This window comes from Hyphomicrobium sp., from assembly GCF_041659645.1.
Taxonomy (GTDB): Bacteria; Pseudomonadota; Alphaproteobacteria; order Rhizobiales; family Hyphomicrobiaceae; genus Hyphomicrobium_B.
The window spans coordinates 16,385-36,976 of record NZ_JBAZXX010000007.1; the positions used below are offsets into that span (position 1 = coordinate 16,385).

The window sequence follows — 20,592 nt, forward strand, 5'->3', positions numbered from 1 at the left end:
GACACCTTATGCGTCACGGAATGAACCACGGATCGTTATCGATGAGGGGAAATCACATGAGCGACGCTCCGTCTCTGCTCAATCTTTCGCACCCGGCGCATCCGGTGAACCGAACGCTTTCGGTGATCAAGCTGCTGGTGCTCGCCGTTTCGGTCGCGGCTGCCATTCCGACGGCGCGCAATTTATATTTCTCCTACAAGAACGACGTACCGTTCAGTCAAGTCGATCATCGCCTGGCGCAGGCGGCGCTGCTGGAAAAGAATTTCGACTGCAAGATCGCCTATCGTTCGCTGTCGGCGCAGGGCAGTGCGATGGTCGAGGTCGGATCGTGCTCGAAAACCGGGGACATTTCGATCCGGGTTAAAAGTCCCGATGGGCAAGTGAACTACGAGTGGATCGCGTTCGATCAGTTGCCGAAGCCGATTTCGAAAACGGCGAGCTTGTTTGATCTCGTTATTTCGCGCGCATTGGCGGATGAGGCGGTGAAGGGCGATAAACCTTTCGACGTCGCGCAGGATGCAACCGTGCTTTGTCAGAGCAAGTCGGGCGATAACATCATTCGCGTCGTGCAATCCGGCGGACAATGCACGCGCGAAACGGTTTCGATTTTTCGCGGGTCTGTCGAGAAGAGCGAAGCCGTGGCCTGCAACACGGCATGTCCAATCAGATAATTTTTGTTCGGCGCGTGCGACTCTCCTCCGGGGCGCCGGCCGCACGCGCGAGCCTGTTGCTGCGGCGGCGACGCCAAATGGTGTGGCTCACCATTCGTCTTTTTGGGGAAGTCCGTCGGTGATGTCGTAGTAGTCGGACTTCGACGCGACGAAGATGTGTTCGCCGATTTTGAGGCCGGTCGGTTTGTCGAGCGTTCCGGCCGTTATGTAGATGTCGTCGCTGCCGTCCTGTTTCCAGAACAGATTGCTGCCGCAGCGTGAGCAGAAACCGCGGCGTCCGGCTTCGGACGATTGAAACCAGCGCAACGTTTCGTCATTGATTATTTTCAAACGATCGGCGGCGCAACGCGTCATCGCCGCGAAGTTTCCGCTCGTCTTTGCGCACTGCGAGCAATGGCATGCGAGGATCGGTTCGAGGTCGCCGCGAATTTCAAAGCTGACGCCTTTGCAGAGGCAGCTGCCGGTGGTTTGAACGGACATCAGTGAACTTCTTCCTATCGGTTTGGTGCGGTGCGACTGCCTTTTTGCAGAAGCATATTGTGAGAGCGCGACGCAGCCTGGCGATAATTGTGATCGCCTCCTCTTTGATGACGACTTGACGACACGGGATTTGAAGCACACATTTCCATATGTGACGATGCCGTTGTCGCTAGCTGTTCCGGTAAGTGCGTCTCGGCCGAGGGGTCGATGAGCTGCGGAATGGAGACGCGGACCGCATTGGTTCACGTGGCGTGTTAGGTCCGTGGGCCGGAGTGGTGTTCGGCAGGCGTGACGATGAAACAGATCGAGGAGAGGAGATGACTCCACCGGGTTATCAGACAGGACCTCGGGACGTGTTCACGAGGTCAGCAGCTTGACGAGCGCTCTCGAGAATTTGGCCGCGCTCAGCCTTGCTGTCCTAAACACAATTTGGATCTATCGCACGAGGGAGGCGGTCCGTGTGGTCGCCAGAGCCTCGCTTTCAAAGGCCCGGTTTTAGTCTGGGCATACCATCGAAGGTCACAATAACCCCGCGCGGATCCGAGGATCCGGCGGGGTTTATTTTTTGATGGATTCTTTTATGGCGCTTCAGCTATTGCTTCGCGAAGCTGGATGGAAGCGACGGCTTTTTTAGTATCGTTGAATCTGCAATGTTCTCAGCGTGCCGGTTGGTATTCGCTGACCGTCCATAAATTGCCTTCGGGATCTTCGAGATCGAACCCCATCACCCCACCGGGAAATGCTGGCGAACTTGTCCGTCGAAGCGGGCGGATAAGCTTTGCGTCCGCATTCAATGCGAGGCGATAATAATTTTCAACGGCTTCTACGCTTTCGGCGACGAGGCAAATGCATGTCTTGCCGATCCTCGCCCATGGCCCTTCGGTCGGGATCGCAGAGACGAAAATCATTCCGTTCCGCCAAGCCAGCTCCGCGAAGGCGATTTTGCCGTCCGGGCCATCATAGGAGGCGATAACGCGGAAGCCGAGCGCGGCGACGAGCCAATCGATCGCCGGTTCGAGATCGGCGTAATAGGCTCCCGGAACTAGTGCAGGTCCATCAGTCGGAGAGTTCATCTTCAGCTCATACGAAAAATGGGACGCTGCTGCCGCGTCTACGCTTCAATCCTTGTGATTGGTGATCGCGACGAAGGTGTCGTCGTTCTGGCAGCGGCGCTCGTGCATCAGGAAGTCATAGTAGCCGCAGCGGCCGGAGCCGGGATAATCGCGGCACGTGTGGGGGCGGGCTTTGTAGATCGTGCAGCGGCGCTCTTTCGTATCGAAGAACTGGCAAATGCGGCCGTAGTGCTTATCGCTCTTGCGGCGCATGATGTATTTGTGGCCGTGAGCCTCGCGCGTGAAGCGCTTCTTCGCCGTCTCGTATTTCAGGCTGAAATGCTTGGCGAGGCGTTCGACGTCGCGCTTGTTCAGCGCAATGACGGGATACGAGCAGCAGTATCCTGGGCAATTCAAGCAATTGTACTGTTGAGCCATCTGAGGCTTTGGTGCTCCCCGCGCGTGCGTACTGTCGTTCGATAACGGCCATAGATGATGGGGCACGGCAGTCAAGAAGACATTCTTGGCGCGGCAACACGAGATGGGCCAGCAGGCGAACGAAGCTTCAGCGATGTCACTGCAACGCATCGACCTTTCTCATTGCTCTTGCGGGGGGCGGCTCGTCAATCTATATAAGAACAATTAGGGAACATTCATCCCGAGGGCTGCTGTTTGCGATCGATCAGAAAGATCGTGGACAACGGCAAATGAAGGAAGAAGGCGGGACCTCGACTCTTTAAGGTCGAGACGAGATTCCGCTCTGCCTGAGTGGTATGTTGATGCAACTTATGGCGCCGGCCGGTGAATACGGCGCCAGTTTTGCGAGGGATGCCTAGCGTCCGTCGCGTTCAGTCAAGGAGACGAGCGAAATGGCAGGATCGGTCAACAAGGTCATTCTGGTCGGCAATGTCGGCAAGGATCCGGAGATCCGCCGAACGCAGGATGGCCGCCCGATTGCGAACCTCAGCATCGCGACGAGCGATACGTGGCGCGACAAGGCGACGGGAGAGCGTAAGGAAAAGACCGAGTGGCACCGCGTCGTCGTGTTCAGCGAGCCGCTGTGCAAGATCATCGAGCAGTACATCAAGAAGGGCGCGAAGCTCTACATCGAGGGCGCGCTGCAGACGCGCAAATGGACCGATCAGAGCGGTGCTGAAAAGTATTCGACCGAAGTCGTCATTCAGGGCTTCAACGGCACGCTGACGATGCTCGACGGTGCGGGCGGCGGACGCGGCGCATCAGGCGGGATGCAGGAGAGCGGTCCGGACTATGCGTCCGATGGCGGTTTCGGTTCAGGTTCGAGTTCGGGTGGCGAGACGCGGCGTGTCGCCAAGAGCGGCGGTTCGAAGGGCAACTTCGACAAAGCGATCGACGACGAGATACCTTTCTAATTGTGCGAGGCGACTCGCGTTCCGCGAGCCGGCCGCCACGCACGGGCGTGTCGACACGGCGGAGCGTTCCCAAAGTCGTCATCCTCGGCTTTATGCCGAGGATCGATGGCGCGACCGGTTCCGGCTTGGGCGGTATCGCCAGCGCTCCGCGTGACTAATGCGCGGAGTTGCCCGCACCGAGAAGCGCCGACGAGCTCTTGTTGGCCTGGAAAGCCTTCTCCGATTGCACTTCGATGAACAGGTGCCGCACTTCCGGGTAGCGCGATTTGATCGCCTGTTGCAGCCGTCCGGTCACGTCTTCGACCGTCCTGGCGCTGACCCAATCCTCGAAGTCGACGCTCGCCGTCACGAGCACGTCTTGCGGGCCGAGGTGCATGGTGCGGATCTCGTTGATAGCGCGGATTGGTTTGTCGGCTCCGGCTTCGAGAGCGATGATTTCGCGAAGGCCGCTCTGAACTGCGGGCGATGCCGACTCGCCGACGATCAGCGAGCGGATCTCGCTCGACATGAAAATGGCGACGAAACCCAACACGCAGCCAATCAGGATCGAGGCAATGCCGTCCGCCTGCTCGTATCCGCCGAAATCCGCGACCATCGTTCCGATCAGCGCAATTGTGAGCCCGAGCATGGCGGCGGTGTCTTCCAACACAATCGCGAACAGCGAGGGGTCCTTCGATGCGCGGAGCGCCGCGACGAAACCCAGCCCGGACGGTCGCCGCCGTTTGTTGAACTCGCCGATCGCTTTTAGGGTCGAATAGCCTTCGAGTGCCATCGCAATGACGAGGACCACATAGACCACATAAACGTCGTGAAGCGGGTGGGGATCGAGGATTTTCTCGATGCCCTCATAGATCGCGACGCCGGCGCCGAGCGCGAACAGAACCATCGCGACGATGAAGCTCCAGAAATAGATCTCCTTGCCGTGACCGAACGGATGCTGGGCGTCGGCTGGTCGCGCGGCGCGGCTGATGCCGAAGAGCAGGAGCAACTGGTTCGACGTATCGACGAGCGAATGGATCGCTTCCGACAGCATGGCCGAGGACTGTGTCCAAGCCGCTGCCATGAACTTCGCGACGGCGATGCCGAGATTGCACGCGAACGCGATAAAAATTACGGATTTGGATCCGCCGGTTTCCACGTTTTCGATCCCCCTCTGTCACGGCTGTTTATCCGTAACCGAAACGCGGGGAGTCCGTCCACCGGCCATGCGTCCGGGACGGCCGAAGAAGCCCCTTAATTGGTTGCCTTGTCCGGGCGGTAGCGGGCGGCTTGCGATTGCGTCCGCCGCCACGGCGGCAGCGGGGGGAAGTGGTCGGTTGCTTCAAAGTATCGGCTTATCATCAGATGACCCGCGAGCACCATGGCTGCGCCGACGACGACGTCGATGACATAGTGCGATCCGATGGGTACGCAAGAAACCAGCATCAAGAGATTGAGCGGAACGAAGAGCCAGCGAAGGTACGGAACGGCCAACCAGCCGAAGGCAAAGAGAAGAGCGACCACCGCGTGATAGCTTGGGAACGTCACGAGACCCGCGAAATGGAACTCGTTCGATCCGCTGCGTAAGGCGTTCGTGATCGAAGGTGCGATCCAAGCGGCCGGAACTTTCACAGCCGGAAAATCGACAGCGGTAAAATGAAAGTACGCGTAGGGACCGATTGCCGGCGCGACAAGGAAGACCATCAGGGTGGCGGAGAGCGCCACCGTCGAGATCGTCAAGATACAGCGAAGGCGCTGGGGATGCGCGAAAGCCAGCGCGGGAATAATCACAAAGGGCTGCCAGTTGATGCTCGCGTAGGCGTGGCACAAGGCATTCGTCAAAGCGGGGTGGTCGCGGAACCAGAAGGCGAGAGCGGGCCAGTCGAATCCCATGGCGCGATCTACCGCAACGAGCATGCTATCCTGATAGGGGAATGCCGCGGATGCGAGGATGGATTCAAGGGGTAGTGCGACGACGACGGTTGCGTTGAAGAGAGCGGCAGCCTCAAATGCCAAAGCCGTGCGGTGCCACTGTGCGCGCCCAAAGAGAATGGATACGCCAAGAAATGTGGCGATAGCCGTGATCATCTGGATGACTGCGGCCCAGGACGTGACCCCGAAGCTGGTCGTGGCGCATAGCACCGCAAGCGCGACGGCGCCGATTGCGATGACGGTCCAGGCCGGGCGCATGGCGCGGTGCCAGGCATCTCGCAATATGGCGAGCGTTTTTCGGATTGTTTCTTCGGACGTCGATGCTTCCGGAACTTCGCGAAAGGATATGCTCATGGATCCAGCTCAAGCCCACGGGCGGTATACGGACTAAAGACCAAAATTGGGTTAAAAACCGAGAAACAGCACGAACGAAGAAGCCGCGCCGTTGGGGCGCGTAGCGCTCGGGATGGCAAAAGGCCCGGAAAATCCGGGCCTCGGTCGCGCGATGATGGGGCTATACGGGCCGCCTATTTGAGCGGGACCGGCGCACTGCCGCCGCGGAGGATATCGGCGAGGTTGAAGCGGTAGCCGATACCGGCCGAGATGATCAGCGGATCGACATCGACCTTGGCGGCGACGCCGGTATTCTTCCAGCTTGCATCGGTATCGAGCCAGACCTTCTTGATGTCGGCGTTCAAGTACCAGCCATGGCCGATTTCCATGTCGACGCCGCCCTGAAGCGCGAAGCCCCAAGAATCATCGAGGTGGATTTTGCCGCCGAGGTCGCTGTTACCGCCATCGAAGTAATGGATGTATTGGACGCCGGCGCCGACGTAGGGTTTGAAACCAGCGATTGGATCGAAGTGGTACTGCAATGTCAGGATCGGCGGGAACGCCCAGAAGTCTCCGAGATCAGCGCCGTTGATGGCACCCTTGCCCTCGGCGTTGAACTTGGCGAAGCAGCAGAAAAGCTCGGCGGCGACGTTCTTCGTGAAGAAGTGCGTGATCGTCAACGATGGGATGACTTCGGTGCTGACTTCGGCGTCGGCGCCGGGGATATGTGTGCCTCCGGCGGAGACGCTGGCGCTCGAGTCCGGCACCACGACAGCGCCTTGGACCCGGACGAGAGTGTCGCCGCTATAGTCGCCAGCATCGGCCGGAGCCGCTACGGCCACAAGCGCAAGCGCCCCAAGCGCACCTATTCCAATCCGCCGCATAGCCTCAAATCCCCTTTTCAATTTCGCCGCCATCGCGACGCACTCAGCGACTCGATGGCCTTCACTTTCGGTTATCGGTGCGTCGCGGGCGGTCGCACAGGGCGCTCTGCCGCCGCCTTCTGACGGGCATCAGAGCGAAGCGATGATCCCGGCGGCTGTGACACGGGCGACACGGGATTTATTGATTCACGTCAAATGCTGCGGCCCGTGACAGTCCGATAACACTTGCGGAAAAAACCGAACGTGTCGGTGCAGCAGGCAACATGCTTCCCATGACGACAAACAGCACAGCCGCAAGACTAAGCGTTATTGGCGACGAGCGCGGGCCGTTGGAACCGGGATTAGCCGGGATGTCACGACTACGCGCACGGGCGCAATTCGTTCGCGTCGGCAGCCGGTGCGCGCTGTCGTCGCTTGGTGGCGGACACGTTTATATCGCGGTCAAAGGTGTGGTCGGGATTGAGGCCGGTGCGGCCGGGTCGGATGTTCGCGTCATCACGAGCTTGCTCTATCCCGGTGACGTGTTCGTTCCGGAACTGCAGCCGCCGCTGCCGGGGCTTGCGCTGATCTCACAGCGAACAGCGGAATTCTGGAAGCTGACGGCGTCGGTCTTTGCCGAAGAAGCCGCGCACGACAGTCACCTCTGGCAGGTGATCTTTACGCGTCTCAACGATCAGAATGCACGATCGCAAATGCACGCCGCGGCAATGTCGATCCTCAATTCCGAGGAGCGCGTCGCAGCGTTTCTGATCGAGACGGGGACACGCCTCGGCATGACGTCGGGCGGCGTGATCTCGTTCGAGCTGCCATTATCGCGCTATAGCATCGCCGACTATCTATCGCTCAACGCCGATACGGTTTCGCGTACCTTCTCGGCGCTGACGACCGCGCGGATCATCGAGCGCCGGGGCCGTTTCCAGATCGTGATCCGCGACTGGGCAGCGCTCATGGAAAAATGCCCGATGGGCGACGCCTTCGTTGCCGCGCATGGAGCGGGTGCGCATGTGACCGGACGACCACCACTTATTCGCTGATCCTCGGGACGAGCCCGAGGATGACACGAGTTCTGCGAGGGCGAGGCGGGCCCAGCGTTATTCCGTGACGGCTTCCTGCTGCTCGTCGGCTTCTTCCTCGGTGATGCGCTCGACCGAGACGACCTTTTCCTCCGCATCCGTCTTGAAGATCCGGACGCCCTGGGTGTTGCGGCCAGCGATGCGGATGTCATGAACGGGGCACCGGATCAACTGGCCACCATCCGTCACCAGCATGATCTGGTCGTTCTCGCCGATCGGGAAGGAGGCGAGGAGGCGGCCGTTTCGCTCGTTGGCGACCATCGCGACGATGCCCTTGCCGCCACGTCCGGATGTACGGAATTCGAACGACGACGAGCGCTTGCCGAAGCCCCGGCTCGAAACCGTTAAAACGAACTGCTCAGCCGCCTGCATTTGCGCGAAGCGTTCGGGGGTGAGCGTCACCGCGTCGGCGTTGACCTCTTCCGTGTCGGCATCGGCGACAGCGACGGTCTCGATGTCTTCGGCTTCGTCGGAGCGGCGCAGGGCGCTCGCCTGCTTCAGATATGCAGCGCGTTCTTCGGCAGGTGCCTCGAAATGATCGAGGATCGCCATCGAAATCACTTCATCGCCCTCGTCGAGCCTGATGCCGCGCACGCCGGTCGAGTCGCGACCCTTGAACAACCGGATTTCCTCGTTGATGAGGAAACGGATGCACTGGCCTTCCGCGCTCGTCAGCAAGACATCCTGGCTTGGCGTGGCGATGCCGACTTGCACGATGCGGTCGCCCTCGTCGAGCTTCATCGCGATCTTGCCGTTGCGGTTGATACTCTCGAAGTCGGAAAGGGCGTTGCGGCGGACGTTACCGGAGAGCGTCGCGAAGATCAGTTCCAACTCGCCCCAGGTGGCTGAATCCTCCGGCAGCGGCAGGATCGAGGTTATGGCCTCGCCGTCGCTCAGCGGTAGGAGATTGACGAGCGCCTTGCCGGGCGATTGCGGGGAAGCCGCTGGCAAACGCCAGACCTTCATGCGGTAGCACATGCCGCGCGAGGAGAAGAACAGCACGGGCGTGTGCGTCGACGTCACGAAAATCTGGGTGACGAAATCTTCGTCACGCGTGGACATGCCGGAGCGGCCCTTGCCGCCGCGTCTCTGGGCGCGATAGGCGGCGAGCGGCACGCGCTTGATGTAGCCCTTGTGGCTGACGGTCACGACGCAGTCTTCGCGCTGAATGAGATCTTCGTCGTCGACGTCGCCGTCGAAGTCCATGATCTCGGTCTTGCGAGGCGTTGCGAATTCGGCCCTGATCGCCTGCAACTCGCCCTTGACGATATCGACGACGCGGGCGCGCGAGGCGAGGATTGCGAGGTATTCCTTGATCTCGGTCGCGATCTTATTCAATTCCTCGGCGATCTCGTCGCGGCCCAGAGCGGTGAGGCGGGCGAGGCGGAGTTCGAGGATGGCCTTCGCCTGCTCTTCGGACAGCTTGTAGGTTCCGTCCGGCAAAAGCTTGTGGCGCAGGTCGGCAATCAACTCGATCAGCGGCGCCATATCCTTTGCCGGCCAATCGCGGAGCATCAACTGCTCTTTGGCTTCTGCAGGCGAAGACGAGGTGCGAATAAGCCTGATAACTTCGTCGATGTTGGCGACGGCAATCGCCAAGCCGACGAGGACGTGGGCGCGGTCGCGGGCTTTGTTGAGCAGGTGCTTGATGCGTCGGGTTACGACTTCCTGGCGGAAGTTCGTGAATGCCGAGATGAAGTCCTTGAGGTTCAAGCTCTCGGGACGGCCGCCGTTGATCGCCAGCATGTTGGCGCCGAACGTCGTCTGCAGATCGGAGTATTTATAGAGGTTGTTCAGCACGACATCGGCGACGGCGTCGCGCTTCAGCTCGATGACGATGCGGATGCCTTCGCGGTTACTCTCGTCCCAGAGATCGGCGATGCCCTCGACCTTCTTGTCGCGAACGAGGTCGGCGATCTTTTCGATCAGGGTGCGCTTGTTGACCTGGTAGGGGATCTCGGTGACGACGAGCGCCTCGCGGTCCTTGCGGATGTTTTCGATCTTGACGCGAGCGCGCATGATGATCGAGCCGCGGCCTTTGTGATAAGCCGAGAGAATGCCGCCGCGGCCGAGGATGATGGCGGACGTCGGGAAATCCGGGCCTTGGATGATCTGAGCCAGATCCTCGACGCCGATTTCCGGATTGTCGAGGTCGGCGATGCAGGCGTCGATGACCTCACCGAGATTGTGGGGAGGGATGTTCGTCGCCATGCCGACGGCAATGCCGCCCGCACCGTTGACGAGCAAGTTCGGAAATTTCGCAGGGAGCACCGAGGGCTCTTGGATGGTGCCGTCGTAGTTGTCGCGATAATCGACGGTGTTGTTGTCGAGATCGTCAAGAAGGAAGCTCGCGACCTTGGCGAGACGGGACTCTGTATAGCGTTCGGCCGCTGGCGGATCGCCGTCGATCGAGCCAAAGTTGCCTTGGCCATCGACGAGCGGCACGCGCATGGAGAAATCTTGCGCAAGACGGACGAGAGCATCGTAGATCGCAAGGTTGCCGTGCGGATGGTATTTGCCCATCACTTCGCCGACGATGCGCGCCGACTTGACGTACTTCTTGTTCCAGTCGAGCCCAAGCTCGTTCATCGCGAAGAGGATGCGGCGGTGGACGGGCTTCAGGCCGTCGCGCACGTCGGGCAGCGCGCGGCTGATGATGACGCTCATCGCGTAGTCGAGATAGGAGCGCTTCATTTCGTCCGAGATGTTGATCGGGCGAATGTCGCTCGGCTCGCGGCCAGCCGGTTTGTCGTCGTCGCTTCTGTCGGTCAAAGTCGGTTCTTTCTGGGATAAAATCGGGTGGGCGAACGACGCCGACAGCCGATGCAAAAACAGAAGCTATACTCTACCCGAATTCGATTCCGATAGCCACTCGCGCGGCGTCGTGACACGGCCCCACAGAAATCGAAAAAATTGTTAAATAACAATGCGCTGTGTCGCACCGTTTTGCCGAGGTTCTGTCGGGCGCGCGGCTCCATCGCGACATCGTCGTAAGATACGGCCGTTCACGGGCGGAAGGGGCACAGATTCGTGCGCCGGACCGGCGGCGCAGGGGCTCTTGAAAGTCAGCGCACTGCCGCAAAGAACGACGCCACGAACTTCGGGATTTAGGGTTCGCCGCGCGTGATGGCGGGGCGTTTTCACGCTCCTTCACCGTTCGTTGATCGAACCTTTCAAAGGCGGAACGACGTAGGGATCTTTGCGTTCGGAACACAGGAACATTTTGCAAAAGAGAAATGTCCGGTGCGCATGTCGTGACCGGCGGGAGGAATTTCATGCGCAGTCTGGCAGCCGGATTTGTATTTGCTTTCTCACCCGCGTTCGCCGGGGTTGTGTTAGCCGCGGACAAAGCAGGCCCCGAAGCATTCAACAATCACTGCAGAACCTGCCATTCACGGAAGGAAGGCGATAATCGGCTCGGTCCGACCTTGCACGGGATCGTCGGACGAAAGGCAGGCTCCGCGTCAGGGTTCAGTTACTCGGAGGCAGTCAAGTCGTCCGGCGTTACTTGGGATGAGGCATCGCTCGATAAGTTTTTGACCAATCCGAATGGGTTTCTCCCGAACAACAACATGAAGCCGTTCAGCGGGATCGCGGACGCCGAAACGCGCACGCAGATCATCGATTTCCTGAAGACGAATCCGGACTAAAATTGCGGTAGATCACGCGTGAGGGCGGGCGGCGATCCACGACAAACAGGCTACCTCAACGCTATTGCGGGGCAATCCGAGTAATGATGCGCGGTCCGTGAGGCTGATTTGTTCATCCTATTGGCCGAAGGCCGCATTCGCCCTCTGGGCAAGGATCGAGGCGGGCGCTATTCAAGATCATCGTGACTCGCGAAGGCGCAAATGATCCGCATCGGCTTTTATTCCGGCTCGTTCGATCCCGTGACGCTCGGACATACCGACGTGATCCGCCGCGCGGCCGGGCTTCTCGATAGGCTTGTCATCGGCATCGGGGTCAACCCGGGCAAGGCGCCGATGTTCGCCGATGCCGAGCGCGTGGCGATGCTCGAAGACGAAGTTCGGACCATTGCAGAGGTGACGAAAACCCAGATCGAGGTCGTGACCTTCTCGGGGTTGGCGGTTGACGCGGCGCGGGCCAATAAAGCGTCTGTCATCGTTCGCGGGCTTCGCGACGGCACCGACTTCGATTACGAAATGCAGATGGCCGGCATGAATGGCGAGATGGCTCCGGAAATTCAGACCGTTTACGTCGCGGCATCGCCAGCCGTTCGCCATATCGCGGCGAACCTCGTCAGGGCGGTCGTCTCGATGGGCGGCGATCCGTCACCGTTTGTATCGAAAGGCGTGCTGAAGCGCCTCAAGGCGAAGGCCGCCAAACCACGCTAGGGCGTTATGCCATGGTGCTGCCTGCCAAAGCCGAACTGCTGAAGCTTTTGCGAAAAATTCCGCTCGGGCGTGTCGTGTCGACGGACCGTCTCGCGGATGAGATCGGTGTACCGGCGCCGCTCGTCGTCACCATGCTGTCGCAACTGGGCGAAGATGACCGCGATTTCGTTCCTTGGCATCGCGTCGTGGCGAGAGGCGGCGCCATCGGACGCGGCCCGCATCGTGACCAGCAATTCGCCCGGCTGGTTCGCGAAGGGGTGATGGTTTCTCCGGCGGGCATCGTTCAGGATTTGCCGCGATACATGATTTTGGCGTTCGACGGCGTCTCTTTACCAAAAAATGCGGCCGGAGATCCGTCGTCCGAGCCACAAAAACCGGGCGGCCGTTCGCGGGGCATGAAACAGCGGCCATAAACGGGCAGGTATGAAGTGGGCCCGCTCACCCTAGCCCTCTATCCCAGGTGAACGGGAGGCCCATGGCACCGGTGAGGTGGGGGCGTCATCCGAGGGTTGCGGCTCAGCCGTCAAATCGCCATAAGGGCGGCAACACTGCCCGCCGCAACGCCGGACGGCCGGGATTGGCCCTGGAAAATCCCGGCAAGATCATCAATTCGCGAGGAACGCCATGGTCCGATTTCTATCCTTCGTTCTAGCTTCGCTTTTGGCTGCAAGCATGCTTACGGGATCCGTAGCGCATGCAGACGGCGACAAGCTGATCATCGAGCTCAAGAACGGCAAGGTCGTCGTTCAGTTGCGTCCGGATCTTGCGCCGAAGACCGTCGCTCAGATCAAGACGCTCGCCAATCAAGGTTTCTACAACGGCATCAAGTTCCATCGTGTCCTCGACGACTTCATGGCGCAAACCGGCGACCCGACGGGCACGGGCACGGGCGGCTCGAAGCTTCCCGATCTTCCGGCTGAATTCACGGACACACAGTTCAAGCGCGGCACCGTCGCGATGGCGCGCACGGCGGACCCCAATTCGGCAAACAGCCAGTTCTTCATTTGCTTCAACAGCATCGGCTGTGGCGGCCTCACGGGCCAGTACACGGTCTTCGGCGAAGTCGTTGAGGGGATGCAATTCGTCGATTTGATCAAGCGTGGCGAGCCGGGTTCCGGGACCGTCACCGATCCGGATGTCATGGTGAAGGTCTACCTGCAGTAAGGAAAAGAGAACGAGCGCCGATGAGGGAATGTGGTTCTGATGCCGCCCCCTCATCCTGGTGACAGATTGGCCGGACTCCGAATGAGGACCGGCCTCGAACAAAAAAAGAAAGGAACTTTCCCAAAATGGCCGAATACAAAGATCCCGAAAACACGCTTCTGATGGAGACGAGCAAGGGACCCGTCGTGATCGAGCTTCGCCCGGACCTCGCGCCGAAGCATGTCGAGCGCATCAAGACGCTGGCGCGCGAAGGCTTTTACGACGGCATCGTCTTTCACCGCGTGATCGACGGCTTCATGGCACAGACGGGTTGCCCGCAGGGGCGCGGTACCGGCGGATCGCCGTATGAAAATCTACCCGCCGAGTTCAATGCCGAGCCGCATGTGCGTGGCGTCTGCTCGATGGCACGGTCGTCGAATCCGAATTCAGCGAACAGCCAGTTCTTCATTGTCTTCGACGACGCGGGTTTCCTCGACAAGCAATACACCGTCTGGGGCAAGGTGATCGAGGGCATGGATAACGTCGATAAGCTCGCCAAGGGTGAGCCGCCGAAGAGCCCCGACAAGATGATCACGGTTCGCGTCGCGGCAGATGTCGCTTGATGGCGGCATCGGACGATAACGAGAAGGGCGCGCCGCGAAGCGCGCCTTTTCTTATTCCGCTTTGGGCTGGTCTTGCCGGTGCGGCGGGCGTTGGGCTTTCGGCTGCGGCGGCGCATAAGGTCGACAGTCCGGCGCTCAGTGTCGCGGCGACGATCCTGACGCTGCACGCGACGGCGGCGCTCGCGATTTTTGCAGTCGCGGCTCGCAGCGCCCGTCCGACGGTGTGGTCGGCTGCGGCGCTGCTCATGCTGTTCGCGGCGTCATTGTTCTCCGGCGAGATCGCGTTTTATACCTTCACGGATAATGCCTCGTTTCAATTTCTGGCCCCGATCGGCGGCACGGGATTGATCGCGAGCTGGTTGCTCGTCGCCGTCGCGGGGCTGGTCAGTCGGGTTCGCTGAAACTTGTCGTGAATGGCCGCCTTCGTGTTTGGTCCCGGGCCGCGTTGGTGGCGATAAGGTCGGGGGCCCGTCAGATTTCGGCGCTTTCGCCGCTATCCAAGCTCTTTCGTTAAGAGTGATCATCGTCTAAGTCCGCCCCTATGCGTACCGATCTCTTCGATTTTGAACTGCCTGATAGCGCCATCGCGCTCTATCCGCCGGAGCCGCGAGATTCCGCGCGTCTGCTGGTCGTGCATCCGGTGAAGGGCGGTTGCGCACGCGACGACGCGGATCTCGACGACAAAATCGTGCGCGATCTGCCAAGCCTGCTGCAGCCGGGAGACGCGCTCGTCTTCAACGACACCAAGGTCATTCCGGCGGCGCTGTCGGGCGTGCGGGTGCGGGCCGAAACGCGGGCGAAAGTCGATTTCAATCTGACGAAGCGGGTGAGCGAGAATTCCTGGCGCGCCTTCGCGCGACCCGCGAAGCGCCTCGAAGCCGGAGACCGCGTTCACTTCGGCCACGGAGATGGGACGTGCCTTCTGGGTGCGCTCGATGCGACGGTTGCGGCGAAGGGCGAGGCGGGTGAGGTGGAGCTGAGTTTCGACCTCACAGGTGTCGCGCTTGATGATGCGATCGGCGCGATCGGGGCGATGCCGCTGCCGCCCTACATCGCATTGAAGCGCGAGCCGGATGCGCGCGACCGCGAAACGTATCAGACGGTTTATGCCAGCAAGAATGGCGCCGTCGCGGCGCCGACTGCAGGACTGCATTTCACGCCCGAGCTGTTCGCGGCGCTCGACGCTCGCGGGATCTCACGGCATTTCGTGACGCTGCATGTCGGCGCCGGAACATTCCTGCCGGTGAAGGCGGACGATACCGACGCGCACAAGATGCATTCCGAGTGGGGCGAGGTGCCCGCCGAAACGGCAGCGGCGCTGAATGACGTCAAGGCACGGGGCGGACGGATTGTGGCCGTCGGCACGACATCGCTTCGGCTTCTCGAAAGCGCGGCGCGCGACGATGGCGTCATCATGCCATGGTCGGGCGAGACGGCAATTTTCATCACGCCGGGCTATCGCTTCAAGACCATCGACGTGCTCATGACGAACTTCCATTTGCCGCGTTCGACGCTGTTTATGCTGGTTTCGGCGTTCTCCGGCCTTGGCACGATGCGCGCGGCGTATGGCCATGCGATCCGGTCCGGCTACCGATTCTATTCCTATGGCGACGCGAGCCTGCTATTTCCGGCATCGGAGGATCGCCATGGACGATGATCTCGATAGCATGGACCGCGCGACCCTGATCGCGGAGGTGAAGACGTTGCGCGCCGGTATTCGCCGCCATCGCGATACGAGCGGGCACGATCTCTGCTGGTATCACCCGCATCTGTGGGCGCTGCTGCCCGAGAAGGTCGATCCGGCGATCGCCGTACCGCCGTGGGAGAAGTTCATGCGCGGCTGCATTCAATATCGGAGCTCCCTCGACCGCCAGGCCCCGGCCGCTCCCGTGCACGACAAAAAATTCGATGGCTGAGGGCACGCTTTCCGACGTATCGAGCCTGATCAGAAGGCGCGGCCAGGCGACATCGTGAGCCAACTTCTCATCCCCGTCCGTCATTGATATGGTTGTTCCCGGCCATTCCCGTCGCATGCATCGGATTTCGAGAGTTTTCATGACATTCAGCTCCTTTCGTTCTTTCCTTCGATTGAGTGCGGTGGCCTTGGCGGCGACCTTTATCCTCGGTCAGGCGGCCGGAACGGCTTCGGCGGAAGCGGCGTGTACGTCCGTCGACACGCCGCGGTGCATGCAGAAATTGCCGACCGGCATCGACATGGCCTACATCGAGGTCGGTCCGGCGGATGGCAAACCCGTGCTTCTCATTCACGGACTGACCGATAGTGTCCGGTCGTGGTCGTTGGCGATGGACGATCTGCACAAGCTCGATCCGAAGCTGCATATCATCGCCGTCGATTTGCGCGGCCACGGCCAGAGCAGCATGCCGGACGCGAAGACGTGCGCACAGGCGCCCGAAGCATGCTTCCGCATGTCGGATCTGGCGGGCGACGTTGTTGCGTTCATGCAGGCGAAGGGCATCGCGAAAGCCGACTTGGCCGGACATTCGATGGGTTCGTTCGTTGTCCAGGAAATCGCGCTCACGCATCCCGAGATGGTCGGTCACGCCATCCTCGATGCGACCGGAGCCAAGAGCGTCGGAAACGCGGCGCTTGGTGATTTCGTCCTAAAGCAGACCGTCGAAGGGGCTTGGAAGACAGCGCTTGAAGCCAAGGGGAATGCGTTTCCGGCCGGCGTCTACGACATGACGCCGCTCGATGCCGATCCGAAGGCGATGGAATGGATTGCGGCCAACTGGACGCTCGATCCGGCGGCGCAGCCATCCTTCCTGACGCCCTATACGCCGGAGACCGCGAAGGTGCGGCTCGGGACGTGGATCGGTGCCACCAAGGGCCTTCTCGCGCAGGACAACACCGAGCGCCTGAAGAGCCTGTCGGTGCCGACGCTCGTCATTTGGGCGACGCAGGACAGCATCTACCTTGCGAAAGATCAGGACGAGATCAAAGCGTCGCTCAAAGATGCGGCGGCGAAATCCGGCCTGACGTTCTACTGGAAGGAATTCGGAAAGTTGCCGCTTCCGGCGTCCGGCGCGCAGGAGAGCGATATCGGTCATAACATCCAGTGGTCGGCGGCGGAAACCGTTGCGAAGGACGTCAATACCTTCATTACGACGGGGCAGCCGACGCTCGATCTTGCGCACAGCGATGCAGCGCCGAATTTCACCAACATCATCGTCGAGCCCGGCAAGGCGACCGTCGTAAAAATCGGAAAATGAAATCGCGCGGTCGGATCGATCCGCCAGATCGACCCTAGGCCGCGTTCGCAAGAGCTTCGAATGCACTCCATGACTGTCGAGACCTCGCCTTCGGCCGCCGCGCCAACGACGTCGCCTGCTTTTGACTATCGTCTTCTGAAGCAAGACGGGAACGCACGCCTCGGCGAAATCCGGACGCCGCGCGGCGTTATTCGAACGCCCGCGTTCATGCCGGTCGGGACGGTCGCGACGGTCAAGGCGCTTTATCCCGAGCAAGTGCGCGACGCCGGCGCCGATATTCTGCTCGGCAACACGTATCATCTCATGCTGCGGCCCGGCGCCGAGCGCGTGGCAAAGCTCGGCGGCTTGCATAAATTCATGCGCTGGGAAAAACCGATCCTGACGGACTCGGGCGGCTTCCAGGTGATGAGCCTCGGCAAGATCCGCAAGATCACGGAAGAGGGCGTGGCGTTCCAATCGCATATCGACGGCTCGCGGCACATGCTGTCGCCCGAGCGATCGATCGAGATCCAATGTCTGCTCGGCTCCGACATTCAAATGCAGTTCGACGAATGCATCGAACTTCCGGCCGAGCGGAAAGAGGTCGAGCGCGCGATGGAATTGTCGTTGCGCTGGGCCGAGCGATCGAAGCGCGCCTTTGAGATGCAACTTTCGTCGGGCGGCGCGGGGCCGGGGCAGGCGCTGTTCGCCATCGTGCAGGGTGGCACCGACATTGAGCTACGGCATCGTTCGGCGGATGCGCTCGTCGCGATGGATTTTCTGGGCTACGCTGTCGGCGGCCTCGCGGTCGGCGAAGGGCATGAAGCCATGATCGCGACGCTCGGTGAAACGCTGCCGCATCTGCCTGCGGATCGGCCGCGCTATCTGATGGGCGTCGGCACGCCGCTCGATCTGATCGAGAGTGTGCGGCTCGGCGTCGATATGTTCGATTGCGTGATGCCGACGCGGAACGGACGGCACGGCTACGCTTTCACGTGGAGCGGGCCGCTGAACATGCGCAACGCCAAGTTCGCGGAAGATTCGTCGCCGCTCGATGAGCTGAGTTCGTGCCCGGCGGCGCGGGATTATTCGCGGGCCTACATCCATCACTTGATCAAATCGGGCGAGTATCTCGGCGCGATGATCCTGTCGTGGGTCAACACCGTCTTCTATCAAGAGCTGATGGCGGCGATGCGAACGGCGATTGCCGAAGGCCGCTTCGACGAATGGGCGGTGGAGACAAAGGCCCGCATCATCGCTTCTCCTCAATCGGCTCCATCGCCATAAGGTTTTCGCGGTGGGCGATGCGCTCACGGTGGATGAGGTAGAGGCCAGACGCGACGATGACCATCGAGCCGATGAGGCTCCAGCGATCGGGCACGGCGCCGAACACGAGGTAGCTCAGCGCGATCATGCTGATCAGCTCGATGTAGATAAACGGCGTCACGGCGGAAACCGGCGCCAGCGTGTAAGCGCGGATGATCAGGAAGTGGCCGCCGCCACCAAGGGCGCCAAGCGCGAGCAGCAGCACCCAGACTTCGACGCTCGGAAACCAAGTCCAGTCGGCAAGTGCAAATGGCGCGGCCGCGACCGCACCGACGGTTGCGCCGAAAAAGAGCGTCACGAGGGGTGGATCGAAAAGCGATAGCTTGCGCGTAACGATCATCAGCAGCGAATAGGCGAACATCGAACCGAACGCAAAGACGAAGGCGGGTTCCATCCTGGTGTAGCCGGGGCGGACGACAATCAAGATGCCGATGAAGCCGACGGTAATCGCCATGACGCGATGCCAGCCGACATGTTCTCCGAGCAAGGGCACGGCGAGGGCCGCGACGACGAGCGGCGTCAGGAAGGTGATCGAGAGCGTCTGATCGAGACGCAGATATTTGACGGCCACAAAATTCAGCAACGTCGTTGCGGCCATCAGAGTCGAGCGAGTCAGTTGGAGTTTCAGGTTTTTGGTTTTGATAAGCTTCGGCATACCGGCGGGGCCGAGCACGACCGCCATCCAGAAGATCTGGCCGAGGAAGCGGACCCAGACGATCTGAGAGACGGGAACGCTTAAGCGCGTGGCCAGATATTTCGCCGACGTATCGAGGCCCGCGAACAGCGTGACCGCGACGCACACCAGGAGAATGGCCTTCAGCCGATCGGGCATCTCGGAAAGACTTCTGCGAATGAGTAAGCGCCCGCCCGCGCCGGATGCACGGCGAGCGTCATAAATCTGGGTGTCGTACGACGCGTGTCCGCGGACGTGTCGCGCCGGAACGATGGTGTTAGGATTTCGTCAGGGCGTCACGCTCTTCGAGCAGGGCGTCGAGTTTCGCCTGCTGGTCGGCGATGCGATCGGCATTGAGCGCCTCGTCCTCGGCGCCGGAATAACCGGCGGCCTGTTCGACGAGCTGGCGAAGGTTATCGCGGAGCACGGCGATGCGCTGTTCGATCTCGGCGAGGGCGTTGGTGTCGGCCATGGTCATTCCTGTTCTTTTCAGTCGTGGCCCGCATGGAGAAGGCCGCGTGTTCGGCGGTGATATAGCGCGCCGGAGCATCGCGAACCACCCGCGTTTCTCTCCGGGCTGCGACCATCCGTCAGAAGGGCGGATGGAATGAGGGTTGCGGGTTCGGAAACCCGTTTCTATAAGCACGCTTCGGCGCGCGACTTGCCTTGCCCACTCTGGCGGACGAGGCGAAGTTTGAGCCGGAATCAAACTTAGCGGTTATTTCTGCTTAAGTCGTTGATTTGGTGTGATAAAGGGCCCGTAGCTCAGCGGTAGAGCATCTGACTTTTAATCAGAGGGTCGTTGGTTCGATCCCAACCGGGCTCACCACCAATATCAATGGGTTAGATCATTGTCCGAAGCGGCCTCAAACGCTTCGGGGGCGATCCCGGGGCGATCCGCGCAGGCGCTGTTTGGAGCGGTTCTCTTCTATTACTGAGTGGGTGCTGCCTTTCGTTTCATGCGTTTGAGTGGGCCTGCTGCATACTCGAGCACCAGGCGCTAACGTTGTCGTTTGCGATCAATCTACCTGCATCGGCGCTGGTGGCGCTGGGCGTCAGGATGGGGCGCTTTCGGCAAACGGACAAAGCGACTAACGGTGCCATTGCAACCGAGAATGAGACGCCGGAAATCGTGACCGCGTCCAAGGAGGCGATTTTATTCTCAACCCGAGCGCCTCGACGAACTAATCCCGCAACCGAAGCAGAGCGGTTCGTACTGGCGATGCTGCGACCGACGCCGAACGCGCGCTTGACGCCTGGCGATTTGCGTTCGGCCTATATCGACTGGTGCGAGCAAATGGGCACCGATCCGCTTCCCATCCAAGACTTCGCACCCGCGCTCGGTAAGATGTTTCGCAAAGCAGGCATTGCGATAGTAGACGGTAACGCATTCGGCGTAGCGATCGAGCGGCTAAGCCGCTAAATCCGACCGCTGCGTTGTCGCGCAGATCTCGCGGAGTCCGCTTT

Annotated in this window: 24 protein-coding genes and 1 tRNA gene; 16 read left to right on the forward strand and 9 right to left on the reverse strand. The window is 60.6% G+C overall.

From position 1 onward, the window contains the following. Positions 1-56 precede the first annotated feature (56 nt). On the forward strand, positions 57-671 hold the full coding sequence (locus tag WC811_RS20090) for a hypothetical protein (RefSeq protein WP_372647223.1): 615 nt from the start codon (positions 57-59) through the stop codon (positions 669-671). Between the two features lie 87 nt (positions 672-758). Here the strand turns inward: WC811_RS20090 and WC811_RS20095 are convergent, their stop codons facing one another. The 3 genes from WC811_RS20095 to WC811_RS20105 all read right to left on the reverse strand — a co-directional run bounded on the left by WC811_RS20095 (position 759) and on the right by WC811_RS20105 (position 2,641). Next, complete coding sequence (locus WC811_RS20095; protein ID WP_372647224.1) at positions 759-1,151, reverse strand: GFA family protein; 393 nt, start codon at positions 1,149-1,151, stop codon at positions 759-761. A 656-nt stretch (positions 1,152-1,807) separates the two neighbouring features. Continuing rightward, on the reverse strand, positions 1,808-2,224 hold the full coding sequence (locus WC811_RS20100; RefSeq protein ID WP_372647225.1) for a VOC family protein: 417 nt from the start codon (positions 2,222-2,224) through the stop codon (positions 1,808-1,810). A gap of 45 nt (positions 2,225-2,269) precedes the next feature. Beyond that, complete coding sequence (locus WC811_RS20105) at positions 2,270-2,641, reverse strand: YkgJ family cysteine cluster protein (RefSeq protein ID WP_372647226.1); 372 nt, start codon at positions 2,639-2,641, stop codon at positions 2,270-2,272. A 431-nt stretch (positions 2,642-3,072) separates the two neighbouring features. Between WC811_RS20105 and WC811_RS20110 the strand changes: the two genes are divergently transcribed. Further along, positions 3,073-3,594: a single-stranded DNA-binding protein gene (locus tag WC811_RS20110; protein ID WP_372647227.1), complete on the forward strand. Its 522-nt coding sequence runs from the start codon at positions 3,073-3,075 to the stop codon at positions 3,592-3,594. A 154-nt stretch (positions 3,595-3,748) separates the two neighbouring features. On the opposite strand, the gene WC811_RS20115 is transcribed toward WC811_RS20110, so the two are convergent. The 3 genes from WC811_RS20115 to WC811_RS20125 form a co-directional block, all read right to left on the reverse strand. Beyond that, positions 3,749-4,732 (reverse strand): cation diffusion facilitator family transporter, encoded by a 984-nt coding sequence (locus WC811_RS20115; RefSeq protein WP_372647228.1) that lies wholly within the window; start codon positions 4,730-4,732, stop codon positions 3,749-3,751. A 95-nt stretch (positions 4,733-4,827) separates the two neighbouring features. Next, the gene (locus WC811_RS20120) at positions 4,828-5,859 is read right to left on the reverse strand and encodes a phosphatase PAP2 family protein (RefSeq protein ID WP_372647229.1); all 1,032 of its coding nucleotides are present in this window, start codon (positions 5,857-5,859) and stop codon (positions 4,828-4,830) included. Between the two features lie 173 nt (positions 5,860-6,032). Further along, positions 6,033-6,743: an OmpW family protein gene (locus WC811_RS20125; protein ID WP_372647230.1), complete on the reverse strand. Its 711-nt coding sequence runs from the start codon at positions 6,741-6,743 to the stop codon at positions 6,033-6,035. A 329-nt stretch (positions 6,744-7,072) separates the two neighbouring features. Between WC811_RS20125 and WC811_RS20130 the strand changes: the two genes are divergently transcribed. Next, the gene (locus tag WC811_RS20130) at positions 7,073-7,756 is read left to right on the forward strand and encodes a Crp/Fnr family transcriptional regulator (RefSeq protein WP_372647231.1); all 684 of its coding nucleotides are present in this window, start codon (positions 7,073-7,075) and stop codon (positions 7,754-7,756) included. Between the two features lie 57 nt (positions 7,757-7,813). On the opposite strand, the gene gyrA is transcribed toward WC811_RS20130, so the two are convergent. After that, positions 7,814-10,567 (reverse strand): DNA gyrase subunit A, encoded by a 2,754-nt coding sequence (gyrA, locus tag WC811_RS20135; protein ID WP_372647232.1) that lies wholly within the window; start codon positions 10,565-10,567, stop codon positions 7,814-7,816. A 503-nt stretch (positions 10,568-11,070) separates the two neighbouring features. Here gyrA and WC811_RS20140 point away from each other — a divergent pair. The 11 genes from WC811_RS20140 (at position 11,071) to tgt (ending at position 18,413) form a co-directional block, all read left to right on the forward strand. Further along, the gene (locus WC811_RS20140; protein WP_372647233.1) at positions 11,071-11,445 is read left to right on the forward strand and encodes a cytochrome c family protein; all 375 of its coding nucleotides are present in this window, start codon (positions 11,071-11,073) and stop codon (positions 11,443-11,445) included. A gap of 201 nt (positions 11,446-11,646) precedes the next feature. Further along, positions 11,647-12,150: a pantetheine-phosphate adenylyltransferase gene (gene coaD / locus WC811_RS20145; RefSeq protein WP_372647234.1), complete on the forward strand. Its 504-nt coding sequence runs from the start codon at positions 11,647-11,649 to the stop codon at positions 12,148-12,150. An 11-nt stretch (positions 12,151-12,161) separates the two neighbouring features. Next, the gene (locus WC811_RS20150; RefSeq protein ID WP_372647235.1) at positions 12,162-12,563 is read left to right on the forward strand and encodes an MGMT family protein; all 402 of its coding nucleotides are present in this window, start codon (positions 12,162-12,164) and stop codon (positions 12,561-12,563) included. A gap of 62 nt (positions 12,564-12,625) precedes the next feature. Continuing rightward, positions 12,626-12,802, forward strand: a complete 177-nt coding sequence (locus tag WC811_RS20155; protein ID WP_372647236.1) for a hypothetical protein — start codon at positions 12,626-12,628, stop codon at positions 12,800-12,802. Then, on the forward strand, positions 12,775-13,314 hold the full coding sequence (locus tag WC811_RS20160; protein WP_372647237.1) for a peptidylprolyl isomerase: 540 nt from the start codon (positions 12,775-12,777) through the stop codon (positions 13,312-13,314). Before WC811_RS20155 ends, WC811_RS20160 begins: the two co-directional genes overlap by 28 nt. A 125-nt stretch (positions 13,315-13,439) precedes the next feature. Continuing rightward, positions 13,440-13,916, forward strand: a complete 477-nt coding sequence (locus WC811_RS20165) for a peptidylprolyl isomerase (protein ID WP_372647238.1) — start codon at positions 13,440-13,442, stop codon at positions 13,914-13,916. Further along, a complete protein-coding gene (locus tag WC811_RS20170) occupies positions 13,916-14,317 on the forward strand; it encodes a DUF423 domain-containing protein (protein ID WP_372647239.1) in 402 nt (133 codons plus the stop codon). Before WC811_RS20165 ends, WC811_RS20170 begins: the two co-directional genes overlap by 1 nt. A gap of 140 nt (positions 14,318-14,457) precedes the next feature. Beyond that, on the forward strand, positions 14,458-15,573 hold the full coding sequence (queA, locus tag WC811_RS20175) for a tRNA preQ1(34) S-adenosylmethionine ribosyltransferase-isomerase QueA (protein ID WP_372647240.1): 1,116 nt from the start codon (positions 14,458-14,460) through the stop codon (positions 15,571-15,573). Then, positions 15,563-15,832 carry a hypothetical protein gene (locus WC811_RS20180; RefSeq protein ID WP_372647241.1) on the forward strand — a complete coding sequence of 90 codons (270 nt, stop codon included), beginning with the start codon at positions 15,563-15,565 and terminating at the stop codon, positions 15,830-15,832. The genes queA and WC811_RS20180 overlap by 11 nt, the downstream gene beginning before the upstream one ends. Before the next feature lie 139 nt (positions 15,833-15,971). Further along, positions 15,972-17,147 (forward strand): alpha/beta fold hydrolase, encoded by a 1,176-nt coding sequence (locus tag WC811_RS20185; protein WP_372647242.1) that lies wholly within the window; start codon positions 15,972-15,974, stop codon positions 17,145-17,147. Positions 17,148-17,207: 60 nt separating this feature from the next. Next, a complete protein-coding gene (gene tgt / locus WC811_RS20190) occupies positions 17,208-18,413 on the forward strand; it encodes a tRNA guanosine(34) transglycosylase Tgt (RefSeq protein ID WP_372647243.1) in 1,206 nt (401 codons plus the stop codon). Here tgt and WC811_RS20195 read toward each other — a convergent pair. Then, positions 18,379-19,284, reverse strand: a complete 906-nt coding sequence (locus WC811_RS20195) for a DMT family transporter (RefSeq protein ID WP_372647244.1) — start codon at positions 19,282-19,284, stop codon at positions 18,379-18,381. The genes tgt and WC811_RS20195 overlap by 35 nt on opposite strands. A gap of 118 nt (positions 19,285-19,402) precedes the next feature. Then, the gene (locus tag WC811_RS20200) at positions 19,403-19,603 is read right to left on the reverse strand and encodes a hypothetical protein (RefSeq protein ID WP_372647245.1); all 201 of its coding nucleotides are present in this window, start codon (positions 19,601-19,603) and stop codon (positions 19,403-19,405) included. Between the two features lie 276 nt (positions 19,604-19,879). Between WC811_RS20200 and WC811_RS20205 the strand changes: the two genes are divergently transcribed. Together WC811_RS20205 and WC811_RS20210 are read left to right on the forward strand one after the other, a co-directional pair. Next, positions 19,880-19,954: transfer RNA gene (locus tag WC811_RS20205), tRNA-Lys, on the forward strand. A gap of 177 nt (positions 19,955-20,131) precedes the next feature. Continuing rightward, complete coding sequence (locus WC811_RS20210; protein WP_372647246.1) at positions 20,132-20,548, forward strand: hypothetical protein; 417 nt, start codon at positions 20,132-20,134, stop codon at positions 20,546-20,548. The last annotated feature ends 44 nt before the right edge of the window (positions 20,549-20,592 follow it).